General features: G+C 46.0%; 14 protein-coding genes. 10 read left to right on the top strand and 4 right to left on the bottom strand.

Translation table 11 applies throughout. The features are described 5' to 3' along the window. Window positions 1-88 precede the first annotated feature (88 nt). From AC1DE7_RS00650 to AC1DE7_RS00685, 8 genes are all read left to right on the top strand, one after another. A complete protein-coding gene (locus AC1DE7_RS00650; RefSeq protein ID WP_477533533.1) occupies window positions 89-250 on the top strand; it encodes a hypothetical protein in 162 nt (53 codons plus the stop codon). Between the two features lie 51 nt (window positions 251-301). Further along, the gene (locus AC1DE7_RS00655) at window positions 302-748 is read left to right on the top strand and encodes a hypothetical protein (protein ID WP_477533534.1); all 447 of its coding nucleotides are present in this window, start codon (window positions 302-304) and stop codon (window positions 746-748) included. 283 nt (window positions 749-1031) lie between these two features. Continuing rightward, window positions 1032-1838, top strand: a complete 807-nt coding sequence (locus AC1DE7_RS00660) for an MBL fold metallo-hydrolase (RefSeq protein WP_477533535.1) — start codon at window positions 1032-1034, stop codon at window positions 1836-1838. Between the two features lie 118 nt (window positions 1839-1956). Then, window positions 1957-2829, top strand: a complete 873-nt coding sequence (locus tag AC1DE7_RS00665) for an RNA polymerase sigma factor (RefSeq protein WP_477533536.1) — start codon at window positions 1957-1959, stop codon at window positions 2827-2829. Window positions 2830-2847: 18 nt separating this feature from the next. Next, complete coding sequence (gene clpP / locus AC1DE7_RS00670) at window positions 2848-3429, top strand: ATP-dependent Clp endopeptidase proteolytic subunit ClpP (protein WP_036610761.1); 582 nt, start codon at window positions 2848-2850, stop codon at window positions 3427-3429. A gap of 227 nt (window positions 3430-3656) precedes the next feature. After that, on the top strand, window positions 3657-4031 hold the full coding sequence (locus AC1DE7_RS00675; RefSeq protein WP_036610760.1) for a GntR family transcriptional regulator: 375 nt from the start codon (window positions 3657-3659) through the stop codon (window positions 4029-4031). Window positions 4032-4036: 5 nt separating this feature from the next. Continuing rightward, window positions 4037-4903, top strand: coding sequence for an ABC transporter ATP-binding protein (locus tag AC1DE7_RS00680; RefSeq protein ID WP_036669112.1), 867 nt, complete (start codon window positions 4037-4039; stop codon window positions 4901-4903). After that, window positions 4896-5522 carry an ABC-2 transporter permease gene (locus tag AC1DE7_RS00685; protein ID WP_036610749.1) on the top strand — a complete coding sequence of 209 codons (627 nt, stop codon included), beginning with the start codon at window positions 4896-4898 and terminating at the stop codon, window positions 5520-5522. Before AC1DE7_RS00680 ends, AC1DE7_RS00685 begins: the two co-directional genes overlap by 8 nt. A gap of 149 nt (window positions 5523-5671) precedes the next feature. On the opposite strand, the gene AC1DE7_RS00690 is transcribed toward AC1DE7_RS00685, so the two are convergent. After that, on the bottom strand, window positions 5672-7093 hold the full coding sequence (locus AC1DE7_RS00690) for an aminotransferase-like domain-containing protein (RefSeq protein WP_339286056.1): 1422 nt from the start codon (window positions 7091-7093) through the stop codon (window positions 5672-5674). A gap of 120 nt (window positions 7094-7213) precedes the next feature. Here AC1DE7_RS00690 and AC1DE7_RS00695 point away from each other — a divergent pair, with 120 nt between their 5' ends. Further along, window positions 7214-8152: a DMT family transporter gene (locus AC1DE7_RS00695; protein ID WP_127544168.1), complete on the top strand. Its 939-nt coding sequence runs from the start codon at window positions 7214-7216 to the stop codon at window positions 8150-8152. Window positions 8153-8216: 64 nt separating this feature from the next. Here AC1DE7_RS00695 and AC1DE7_RS00700 read toward each other — a convergent pair whose 3' ends face one another. Further along, complete coding sequence (locus AC1DE7_RS00700; RefSeq protein WP_477533537.1) at window positions 8217-8786, bottom strand: TetR/AcrR family transcriptional regulator; 570 nt, start codon at window positions 8784-8786, stop codon at window positions 8217-8219. Between the two features lie 156 nt (window positions 8787-8942). On the opposite strand from AC1DE7_RS00700, the gene AC1DE7_RS00705 reads away from it, so the two are divergent. Then, a complete protein-coding gene (locus tag AC1DE7_RS00705) occupies window positions 8943-10469 on the top strand; it encodes an NAD(P)/FAD-dependent oxidoreductase (RefSeq protein WP_339286060.1) in 1527 nt (508 codons plus the stop codon). Between the two features lie 327 nt (window positions 10470-10796). Here AC1DE7_RS00705 and AC1DE7_RS00710 read toward each other — a convergent pair whose 3' ends face one another. Together AC1DE7_RS00710 and AC1DE7_RS00715 are read right to left on the bottom strand one after the other, a co-directional pair. Further along, the gene (locus tag AC1DE7_RS00710) at window positions 10797-11600 is read right to left on the bottom strand and encodes a Cof-type HAD-IIB family hydrolase (RefSeq protein ID WP_062833159.1); all 804 of its coding nucleotides are present in this window, start codon (window positions 11598-11600) and stop codon (window positions 10797-10799) included. Window positions 11601-11879: 279 nt separating this feature from the next. Further along, a complete protein-coding gene (locus AC1DE7_RS00715; RefSeq protein WP_237176486.1) occupies window positions 11880-12884 on the bottom strand; it encodes a lipoate--protein ligase in 1005 nt (334 codons plus the stop codon). Window positions 12885-12976 lie beyond the last annotated feature (92 nt).

A 12976-nucleotide genomic window follows, 5' to 3' on the forward strand; every position in this document is an offset into this window, starting at 1 on the left:
TAAAAGCCGGCATGTACCTTGGTTAGCTGGTTAAGGTCGCACCAACGGAGGAATTGCATTGTGATCCGGTGCGTCCGTATATGCAGATTTGCTGGGGGCGATTCCTGTACCTGATCTTGGCGTATACGACACGATGCCACCAATCTGTAGCGGAGACATCGATGCTTCCGCTCGCAGCCGAGAGGAAAAATCGGAATGGTTGCAAGTGTTGTCGGGATACTTTGTATTCAGGTATCAGGACAGGATATAATGAGCTTATACGAATAGAATTCGAATGGATGTTGCAGAAAGGCGTGATAGTATGAACACAGAGATCAAATTATCCCAAAGTACAGCGATTCGACTGGAGCAGGCCCGCGGTAAGGGGATGCCTGAGGAAGAAATTTTAAAAGCTATTCAAGCGAAAGACGTTTCCGCTTTTGACGCCGTGTCTGAAGAGGAATACCGATATACCGAATTTTTCTCGTATGCGGATGAACATGGTGAAAATCTGGAGGCAGCAGTAAAAGATGGCTACCGGATTACCTTTAACACGCGTGGTGGACTCGGAATCTGGTTGGAGAAAGCCTTCAAGGTACAGCCCGAGAAAGACTTCACAGTGGGTGAAGGAATCATCACCGGATTACAGTTGAAACCGGAGCAGGCAGAGGTACTGGCGAAGCGGCTTGCATCGAACTGGGTCATTACGGATTCGAAGGATGTACCTGCGGGTCAGGAACTGACGTTGAAGCTGCGGGCACTGGTATAGTTCCAGCGCGGAGTGGATGTGACTCGAATTAATCGGTCGTGGCCTGTTTAAAAGGTAAGGCCTGATCTTCATGCGGATGACCCGCTTATAAGGTTGCATCACATGCTGACGAAGCGTACGCTCCCGAATGGAGCGAAGCATGGAATTAAAGTCTGACGGTGAACGGTCAGACCACAGACTGTCCCGAATTGCAGTGGAGAACTGCAGCGGGATGGTCTTTTTTTTGCAAAAACGGAGGTGGACGATTACAATCTACATATCATTAATTCAGGGGGAATGCGGATTGAATCAGCTAACATTTCTGGGCACTGGCGATGCGATGGGCGTTCCACGTGTGTATTGTGATTGCGAAGTATGTACAGAGGCAAGGCTTACGGGGGAGAATAAACGGAAACGCTCTTCTGTTCTGATTGACGGTGGTGGGGATGGTGCGGGTGAACAGTTCATGATTGACTGCGGACCAGACTGGAGATCACAGATGGAGGATCAGGGATTGCGTATGGTGCATACGCTGCTCATCACTCATGCCCATTTTGACCATATTGGAGGATTGCCAGAATGGGCGGATGCATGCCGGTGGTTGGGTGTAAAGGGGCGTTTGTATGCACCACGCGAAGTGATTGCCACCATTCAGGGACAGTTTCCCTGGTTGGGTCGTCATATGGACTTTCTGGAAACGGATGATGATATTGAACTAGGCGGCTGGAAGGTACATTCCTGGAAAGTATGCCATGGACATAACGGGTATTCGTACGCCTATCGATTGGATCAGGGTGGGTATAGCTGGGCGTACTGTTCAGATGCTATTGACCTGAAGGATGCCGAGAAAGAGCCGTTGCACGGACTGGATCTGCTGGTGCTTGGAACAAGCTTTGTGCATGAACTTGCGGAATTCTCAACACGTTCCGTGTACGATATGCGTGAGGCGCAGGAGCTGCTGTGGGAACTGAAGCCAGGTCATACATATTTTACACATATGTCTCATGACGTCGATGTACGGCAGAATTATAATCTGGATGGAAGTATTACGATTGCCCTTACCGGGATGAAGGTGCCGCTTGGAACATTAAAGCTGGAAACGAATGCGTAACTCAACTTAACTAGCGTAACAAAAATAAATTCAGAAGAGCGTATCCTTTACAAGGGGTTCTTCGTTTACATAGTGTAAGTCAAAATCAATCAGGAACCAGCAAAGGGGGGCCCCCAAGATGGCCTTTGTGAAGTCCGTGGATTGCAGAATCAACAGACCACATGATGATGGTAAACAAGATAAATTCAATATTGAATTTAATGGCAACGACAGAAAAAATCAATTGAACCCAAGCATCCATACCGTACTACCCGATCTGATGGGTTCGTTGTATGCGTATTGTCTATCTCTGACGAAATCAGTTCCAGACACGGAGGATCTGGTTCAGGAGACCTGTCTCAAAGTGTTGTCGTCGAGAGTGGTTGGAACTTCCGGGATGAATAAAGATATAAACTGGGAAGCTTATCTGATTCGTATTGCTCGCAACAGCTGGATTGATATCTTACGTCAGCGGGAGAAATTGGCTTATAAACTGGATAGCTTGAAGCCGCTCCTTCACGAAATGGAGGAGGAAAGGCGATTCGAGGAATTGGAGTCTGCCGTACAACTTCTTGTAAATACGCTACCACCGTGGCAGCGAGTGATATATGTATTACGTGAATTAATGGGTTATAGGGCGGCAGAGACTGCGGAAATGCTGGATACGACAGAAGGCGCTGTGAAAGCAGCGTTAAGTCGTGCTCGCTCTGCCATAGCTGAAGTGAGGCACAGGTTGGAACAATCGGACGCTGAATTGCAGTATGAGGAAGGCGCAGTGGAGGACAATCGGGAGGAACTGCGCAGCTATCTGCTGGCATTTCGTAATGGGGATACAGCCCGAATGATTGATCTGTGCCTGAACCGGACCGATGACCCGATGGCTGTGGCGGGCACGATTTTGCAGCATACTTTGCCGTCTCCAACCATGCAACCAATGATGTACGGGTACTCTACTTCTGGCATGAACTCGATGTCGTATGGAGGCGGATACACGGTCAACATGGTTGCCTAAACCGAGGAGGCGACACACATGAATGTAGTACCCTATGTAGTGGAACAGACAGCTCGCGGAGAGCGGAGTTATGATATTTATTCACGTTTGCTCAAAGATCGGATCATTATGGTGTCCGGAGAAATTGAGGATCAGATGGCAAATGCCATCGTGGCCCAGTTGTTGTTTTTGACTGCAGAGGACCCGGAAAAGGACATCCAGATGTACATCAACAGCCCTGGTGGGTCGGTGACTGCGGGATTCTCGATCTATGACACGATGCAATTTGTGAAGCCGGATATCTCCACGATCTGTACAGGTATGGCGGCAAGCTTTGGCACGATACTGCTGGTCGGTGGAACAAAAGGTAAACGTATGGCGCTGCCCAACAGTGAGATCATGATCCATCAGCCACATGGCGGTACGCGAGGGCAGGCATCCGATATGCTGATTCATGCTAACCGCATCATTCAGCATCGTCAACGTCTTAACAAGCTGTTAGCCGACCATACAGGACAGTCAATTGAGCGGATTGAGAAGGACTCGGATCGAGACTATTTCCTGACCGCTGCGGAAGCAGTCGAATATGGATTGGTGGATAAGGTCATATCCAGCACGTAACATTAGCCTGGGAGGTCATATGACCTTTCGGGCTTGATTAATCAAGAGGACGAACAGGAAACTGACGTCCTCTTTTTGTCGTCCAGATTAGCTAGCCCGTGTCTATGGATCGAATCAGATTGAGAATAATGTGAAATAAAGATTGACCATCGGTAGGTATAGTGTGTATATTATATATACACACTATACCTACTGGAAACTACGTAACATCAATGAGGTGAGGAAAGATTAACATTTTAATATCGAATGCTTCGAGCGATCCGATCTACATGCAGATTCTAACTCAGATCAGACAGAGCATCTTGAGCGGAGAATTGGTTGCTGGAGATAGTCTTCCCTCCATTCGGCAGCTCGCCAAGGATCTGCAAGTCAGTGTTATTACAACTAAACGTGTCTATGAAGAGCTGGAGAAGGAGAAACTGATCGATTCAGTTGTAGGCAAAGGGAGCTTTGTATCCGGAGCCAATCAGGACTTTATTCGAGAGCGGCGGATGAAACAATTGGAAGAGAAGATGCTCGAAGTGATTCGTGAGAGCAGAGAACTGGGCATGAGTTCACAGGATGTAATCCATCATCTTACATTGTTGGTTGAGGAGGAATAAGCATAATGAACGCTATCGAATTACGTAATGTAACCAAAACGTATCCCTTATTTAAAGTAGATAATGTATCTCTGGATGTGAAAAAAGGGTATATCACGGGACTTATTGGTCCGAATGGGGCGGGAAAGAGTACTTTGATCAAAATGATCACGGGTCTGATCCAGCCCGATAAGGGGAGCCTCAAGACATTGGGCAGTGAGATGCCAAATCAGGAAGTTGATATCAAGCAACGCCTGGGCATTGTGTCAGATGAATGCTTTTATTATGAGCATCTAACGATCCGGGAGATGACACAAATGATCGCTCCTTTTTACACCAAATGGGATAATAAAGCGTTCAATGACTACTTGGATCAGTTCGAACTGTCTCCCAAAAAGAAAATCCAGGATCTGTCCAAAGGCATGAAGATTAAGTATTCTCTCGCCGTAGCTTTGTCGCATGAAGCGGATCTGCTGATTATGGATGAACCGACATCCGGGCTTGATCCTGTGTTTAGGCGGGAACTGCTTGATCTGCTTGCAGATATGATACAGGACGAAACAAGGTCTATTATTTTCTCAACGCATATTACGACGGATCTGGAACGTATTGCAGACTACATTACGTTTATTCATCAAGGGAAACTGGTGTTTAACGAGGCAAAAGATGATGTGCTGGAAAGGTATACGATTGTAAAAGGGGATATGGGTCTGCTTGATTCCGACATTCGGAAACATTTCATCGGAATACGCGAGACAGCCGTTGGTTTTGAAGCATTGTCGGATCATAAGGCAGAGGCCGAACAGTTATTTGGCAGGTTAGCTCTTTTACAAAGACCTACGTTAGAAGACCTCATTTATTTTACGGCGAAGGGAGGACGCAAATATGCTTAACTTGCTTCGTAAAGATTTCATTGTACTAAAAAGTTCACTGTGGACGATTGGGTTATACCTGGTGGTATTTAGTCTCGCCTTTATACCTAAGAGTGAAATGTCAATGTATTTTGTAGGCATCTACACAGCCTTTGGTTCGGTCATGCTGGCAACCATGATTGATATCAAGAACCATAATCACAATTTCCTGGTCACACTCCCCGTTAGCCGCAAACAGATTGTAAAAGCCAAGTACCTTTCTGCTATAATCTATACGTTATTCGGGGTACTCGCGTCGTTTGGGATTCACCAGCTTGTGAACCTGAATTATCCTGAACTGAACAAGCCGAATTATTCACTTAGGGATATTGTCATTGCCGTAGGCATGGTGCTTGTATTAGTTTCCATATACATGCCTCTTTTCTACGGACTTAGCAAAAAAGGTGCTGGTATCATCAATGCGATATTCATGGTCTGCATGATTATACTGGCGCAACCCGTTGCGTACCTGATGAATATGGCCAACGAGAACGGTATAATTACCACAACGACAATGGCATTGGTTTCTGTAGGCATTATAGGTTTGTTTTTGCTGTCCTATCTCATTACCATTCGCTTGTTTGCAAGAAAAGACCTCTAAGCACAGAGCGGGTGCAGGTAAATAAGGTAAATACTATAGAACACCAAAAGTAAAGTCGCCATAAGGCGACTTTTTTTGATGCAGCGATACGAGTGACAAATTGCACTTGATATTCTTCGGATTGGCTTCAATCCAAGAGTATCAAAATGTTACATTTCTTTCGCAAGCGTAATGAGCCTGTTCATGCCTTCCCGAATCTGCTGCTCATGTGCATAAGAGAAGGACAGGCGCAGCTTGCGACTGGCTGAATGATCCGAAGAATCAAATACGGTTCCGGGTACAAAGGCAACGGATTGTTCCATGCATCGGTGAAGCAGTCTCCCTGTATCCACACCCTCAGGAAGCTCTACCCAAAAGTTGAGTCCGCCCTCCGGCCGGGTCCACGTCCAGTCCGTTTCCAGCAGAGATTGTTCCATCACTTCCATCCGTAGCTGGATGGCGGTCCGCAGCTTGGACAGATGTTGATGCATGCGTTCTGACTGAAAATAACGGAGAAAAAGCTTCTGGTTCAGAAGGGGCGATCCGTTATCTGTCAGTGATTTTACAGCCTGTAGTCCTGGCATGAATCGCTGGCGGCATATGATGGCTGCAATCCGTAGCCCGGGTGCAACATACTTGCTGTAACTGCGGATGTACAGGGTGTGTCCAGTAGTGTCGTAGGTGAAAATGGGTGCAGGAGGTTTCTCCTTAAAATAGATATCATAGGTGCTATCGTCTTCGAGCAAAAAACATCCATACTGTTCTGCAAGTTCGGGTAACTGCTTGCGCTGTTCTACTGGAACGTTAACGCCAGTTGGATTATGAAAAGTTGGCGTCGTGTAGAATAAGCGTGGTTTCTCCGATTTCATCAGATGTTCGATCTGCTCCAGATCATAACCATCCGAGTGAATATCCGTAAAGATCAGACGAGCACCTTGTTTGCGGAAAATCTCCATTGCCGGTCCGTACGTAGGCCGTTCCATCAACACCCGATCCCCGGGTTTGACCAGCGTCCGCGAGATGACATCAATCGCTTGCTGCGCCCCCGAAGTAATGAGCACTTCGTCTGCGGAGAGATAGAAGCGTTCTTTTTTCGTTAGATGGCTTGCCAGCGCACTTCGCAATTCCAGATCTCCCTGAATCGTGGAATACGTTCCGAGCAAACGGGGATATTGATCTAGCAGATCACGCATTAGTTCTCCCCAATAACGGTTGGGCAACAGAGAGGGATCGATTAACGATTTGGAAAACTGGTATTCTGCTTCAAGGGACTGTACCCGTGCTAGTGAATCCCAATGCAGCCAGGCAGACACGGCGGGATCATCCGCCTGATCCGTTACTGAGAATGGAGTCGCTGGGCTGACATAATAGCCAGATTTGTCCTTCACATAAACACTCCCACGTTCCTTTAACTCCTGATAGGCTTTGAATACGGTCAGACGATGTACGCCGAGTAGCTCGGACAGGCTTCGTACAGATGGCAGTTTTTCATGTTCGGCCCACTCTCCCGCTTCTATACGTACAACGAGATAATGGATGACTTGCTCATATAATTTCAGGCTGTTATCTGTCATCATCATGGTTCTGCCCACCCGGCTCACACTCCTTTTGAACTCTATTGTAACAGCTAATGGGAGAAAACTGTTCTGTTTTGTTCATTCTGTTCTGTAGACCATGAGATATGATGGAGAACAGATAAAGGAGTGGTTATCATGGTGGGGATTGCATTTACGGTTATGTGTCTTATTTTCGGTACAACATTTCTGGCTATTAAAATTGGAGTAGAGGCAGGCATGCCTCCTTTTCTGTCAGCCGGATTGCGATTTTTAATCGCGGGAGCGCTGATGTTTGCATGGATGAGGATGAAGGGCAAAGTGAGCTGGTCGCTCCTGTTCCGCAAGGAGATGCTGTTGACGGGAGCGGGGCTGACCTTCGGCACCTTTGCCACATTATATTGGGCCGAACAGCATGTGAGCTCGGGTGTGGGTGCCATTCTGTCGGCGACAGGGCCGCTGATGATTATGTTGATGCAGACGGCGCTGTTACGACAAAAAACATCTGCCCGTATGATTGTGGGCTGCCTGATCGGGTTCACCGGTGTGGTACTGGTTGTGTTGCCAGGTGTATCGCTTGGTGCAGGTTCCCTGTTCATGTGGGGTTGTATCGCGGTACTAGTGGGGGAGGTCTGTTATTCAGCAGGTGCATTGTACTCCAAAAAGGTCATTCATCAGTTCAAGGAGGCTAGTCCTGTAGCGATCAATGCGGTGCAGATGATGTATGGGGGACTGCTGTTATCCCTGCTCTCGGTCGGAACGGAATCGTGGAATATGTCTGCTCTCGACTGGGTGCCTGCTGTGTCGTCGGTGATCTATCTGACTGTCATCGGCTCCATGGTGGGGCATAGTCTGTTCTATTGGATTATGTCGCGCACCAACCCATTGTTTCCAGCAACATGGTTATACATTTCACCACCCATTGCCGTAGGGCTTGGTGCTGTTGTCTACGGTGAGCATGTCAGCTGGGTTACATGGATCGGTGTAGTGCTGGTCGTTTCAGGTCTGCTGGCGATGAATGAGAAGGTGAGTGGCTGGTTGAAGAAAAGAAGTCGTGCGAGGATGACAGTGCAGGCTTCCGAATCTGTTTTAAAATAGGTAAAGTTTGAAAGTATGCAGCTCAATCTCAAAATCAGCCATTGATTTTAGGTTGAGCTGTTTGTTATTCCAACATGATGTTCTCATTCACCAGTAGGTAGTAATATTCATCCATCTGTTCTGCCGTAACATTTTCTTCGAAATGTTGTATCCACCACGTCACAAGTAAACGAATCACCCCCGAGTGAAACTCCGCTACAAGTTCTATGGGAAGTGAAAATTGTTTACCTCTTCTCTTCAATTCCAGAAAATCCCGTCTGAATATCTCTCCGATATAATGTATGAAAAAGTTGTTAAACCCCTCATCCTTCTGTTGGTTCTGCACGATGGTCTCCAGTACATTTCCAAACAGAATTTTAGATACGCTTTGCAAAGGCTGCTGTAATCGATTTTCTACATTCATGTGTAAATAATCCCGAAGGACCCAAGTTAGGGTGGAGGACAGTAGAGCAAATTTATCCTTGAAATGTTTGTAAAACGTTGTTCGGTGAACCATAGCTTTGTCACATAATTCATTAATTGTGAGGTTGCTGAATAGCTGGCCTTTCTCACATAACAGATCGAGTAGCGCCATCGTTAACAATTTATGAGTTCGGGTAACTCTCAAATCCACCTTTTTATCAATCATTTTCATCTACATCAGTTCCTTATTGTAGTTTAGCTATATAGTATCAACACATTGATTCTTACATGGAACGAGATTTCAAGTGTATATTGGTATTATAAGTAATTTTTTGATAGGGCTACAAGTGTAGATAAAATATGATGGATTAGAGAGGATGAAGTGGCGATGTCCGACATGAAAAAAGCTGTGGTGATCGGGGCAGGTATTGCAGGGTTAATCACTGCAAGGATGTTATCTGATTATTATGATGAGGTATGTATCATTGAGCGAGATGAATTGCCTTCTGAGCCGGCAAATCGGCAGGGTGTGCCTCAATCCTTTCATCCACATCGTGTATTACCGCGCGGCGGACTCATTCTGGAACATTACTTTCCCGGATACAATGACGAATTGGTCGCGCTTGGTGCCATTCCTTCACATGAAGAGAAGTTTATGATTGCCAATCGCTACGGTACATTAGTTAATATGGCGAATGCTGCTTCCTCATTCAAAATTGCATCGAGCAGCAGAGCCCTGCTGGAATGGGTACTGCGTCAGCGAGTCCAGAACATAGATCATATAAGTTTCTTAACGAGTACGGAGGTTACCGGGTTAATGGCATCAGAAGATCAGCGTTCGATTACAGGCGTGTATACCAAAGAAAGAGGTCGGGATAACCGGGAAGCAATGCTTGCAGCAGATATGGTTATTGATGCCGCGGGACGTTCTTCCAAATTGATCAGATGGCTTGAACAGATAGGGTTGTCCGTGCCTGAGCCGGAAGTGCTGAAGGTGTCTCTTGGTTACAGCACCCGCTATTATAAGATACCATCCTCTATTCAAAATGACTGGGGAACGGTGATAACAGAGTCCGATCCTGTGCAAGGAATTCGTGCAGGCATGTTGTGGCGCATTGAAAATGATATCGCCGGACTGTTACTGTTCAACGCAGGGGGAGACGAATATCCTTCAACTCATCCGGATGAGTTCCAAGAGCAAATCAAACATCTGTTTGCTTCGGATGAAATCGTAGCATTGGCAGACCAGCTGGAGCCTTTTCAAGGGCCTCGGGGATACCGTATTTCCGAGTCTGTCCGTCAACATTTTGAACTGATGGAGAATTGGCCCTCCGGATTACTTGTCCTTGGCGATGCATTCTGCAGCTTCGATCCGATCCATGGTCAAGGCATGACGGTCGCTGCAATTGAAGCCGAGACCATAGGGAAATGCTTGGATGAGCAGCGAATGCATCCTGAGCCGCAGTTTGAGCGCCAAGTGTTGCTTCGTATGCAGCAGGCCATTGAACCGGCCTGGTGGCTTAGTTCTGTGGCCGATCTGCGTTGGAAAGGGGTCGAACATGTTGGGCCTTCCCGAATGAAAGGAGTTACTTTTGCTCAGAAGTATATAAACTTGTTTACTAAGCAGGCGATGAAAAAGGCGAGTCAGGAAAATAATAAACATCTCTTTTTTACCCAGTTCCTGATGAATGCTCTAATCCTTCCTCCAAGTGAATACTTTAAAGGTGAAATCCTGAACATGATCCTGAACGACAACGGTTCCGAAGAAGAAATGGAGTTAAGAGCAGAGCTTGGTGTCCAAGATCCGGAGTTATTCCAGCAAAGAATAGATGAGATCATTCCGTCATTTCAACTGGAATTTGATGGGCAAATCAAAAAACTGCTGGAGTCTTTCCAGCATGCCATGAGCAAGTAAAACAATGAATCGTGGTGCGTGAAAGTAGGCAAAACATGAAACGAATAATTTTAAATTTCATAGCTAGCATTGTAATCTCATTTATTGTATTTTTTATTGTTTTATTTTTTGCCGATGTCCCAGATACAAATCGTGTCATCTTATCTATGGCGATTACGATTTCACTACAATTATCCTTGATTACCGCATTGTTGCTCTCAAAACATAAAAAATAACAGAAAAATATACCAAATATAATCGCTAAATAGGATAATGAACATATTTTTAAAATCAAAAAAACAGCCCTGTACGGCGAAATTCGCCGACTGGGCTGTTCGTTGATCTCATTTACTCTGCGTTCAACACAAACTTCTCGATAACTTCTTTTACACCGTCTTCGTTATTACTTGCCGTAATGTAGTCCGCCAGCTCTTTCAGCGCAGGGATGGCATTTCCCATCGCTACACCAAGACCGGCAACTTCGAGCATCTCATGGTCGTTCCAGGAGTCGCCGATAGCAATACACTCGCTGAGCTGGTGACCGAAATGGTCAGCCAGGAAGGTCAGGGCGTGACCTTTAGTTCCTTCATTGTGCATGATTTCCAGGAAGTAAGGTTTGGACTTTGTGATGTGCACTTGAGGTCCGAGCAATTCACGTAAGTCAACGGCAACCTTATCCAAGTAGTCTGGCTCATCGATAATAAGTAGCTTTGGTGTTTTTTGTTCGATGACTTTGATGAAATCAGATTCGATGTAATATTGGGTGCCGTTTAATTTGGCATAATCACGCAGCTTGTCGTTTTCCTCACGGGCATATAACTTGTCGTCAATGTATGTTTGAAGGTGGAGATTGTTCTCCAGGCAGTAATCATACAATTTGCGGGAAGCTTCCTGTGGAACGTAACGCTCATAGAGGACTTTTTCGTCCAGCAGGTTTTTCACCAATGCGCCTTGATACGTAATAATCGGAACGTTAAGTCCGGTTTGACGAGCCAGCGCTTGTGCGGAAGCATAAGCACGTCCAGTCGCCAGCGTTACAGTTACACCATGGGCAACTGCTTGTTCCAGTGCTGTCTGTGTAGCAGGGGTTACTTCTTTGTTGTCGTTGATCAGTGTGTCATCAATATCGATTGCAATCAATTTGTAGGTCATCTGTATTTCTCTCCTTTTTTATCTGTATCTATATTAACGAACGAAAAAATAAGTTTTACACGAGGCCACTCCGAATACAGATTCATCTTTCGATCGCTGTTATCCCCGGATTTTTGATTCCATCTCCCCAAGGGGAAATCCGTTGATAAGCGTATGCTTCCGATGTAGCTTTTTTCCAAAAAGCTTTAAGCGAACGCTTCGCTTCTCCCGATGAATTCTGTCTTCTCCGTTAACGTGTAATCTTAGACTTCGTTCTAAAACTATACTTACATCTAAATTTTACTCTTCCAGGAAAACAAGGCCGATAAAGTCTTCCAGCTCAAGGTTGCCGAAGTAATGTTTTACATCCAGACCTTCCAGAGCTGTACGCACCTCGGATTCCTCATAACGCTTGCCGCGCAGCATATTTTCGATATCTGCCACATCGCCTACACCGAAGAAGTCCCCAAAGATTTTGATATCTTCGATGCGTCCATCCTTGATGTTCATGCGCAGATCGATGATGCCAACAGGGAATTTGCGAGTGTGCTTCACATTGCTTTCCGGAGACAAGCCATAGTTCCAGTCCCAGTTGTTATAACGCTCAGCGGAGATTTCCTTGATTTTGTCCCAGTCCTTGTCAGTCAGCTTGTATTGCGGGACGTCTTGTGGCTCCATTCTGAAAATGTGACGTAACAGCTCATCGCGGAACTGCTCAATCGTCAGGTTGGTGTCAATCAGATCCCGTATGTTGGCGACCCGGCTGCGCACGGATTTGGTGCTCTTAGATTTGAATTTTTCGGGATTGACGTTCAGGGAAGCCTGAACATGCTCCAGATTCAGATCAAACATCAATGTGCCATGACTGAACATACGCCCACGTGTAGAGAACTGGGCATTGCCCGAAATTTTCTTTTCGCCCACTTGCAGATCATTACGTCCGGTCAACTCGGCATTTACACCAAGCTCGTGCAAAGCTTCAACCACTGGCTGGGTAAACTTGCGGAAGTTATGGAAGGATTGACCGTCATCCGCTGTAATAAAACTGAAATTCAGGTTGCCCAGATCGTGATATACCGCTCCGCCTCCCGAAAGACGACGAACCACCTGCACACCGTTATCCTGAACGTACTCGATATTAATTTCTTCAATCGTATTTTGATGTTTTCCGATGATGATCGACGGACGGTTGATGTAGAACAGCAGATAGCTGTCATCCTCCATCGGCAGATGTTTCAGAATGTACTCCTCAATCGCAAGGTTTACAGAAGGATCTGTAATGCCCTGGTTGTCTACAAACAGCATGGTCATTCCTCCATTAATGTATGTGAGGGATTGCTAGTCCCTTATGTAGTGAACCTTGTATATCAAAAGGAACCGAAATTCCTCTTCTATTG

Source organism: Paenibacillus sp. 10L310 (genome assembly GCF_056395745.1).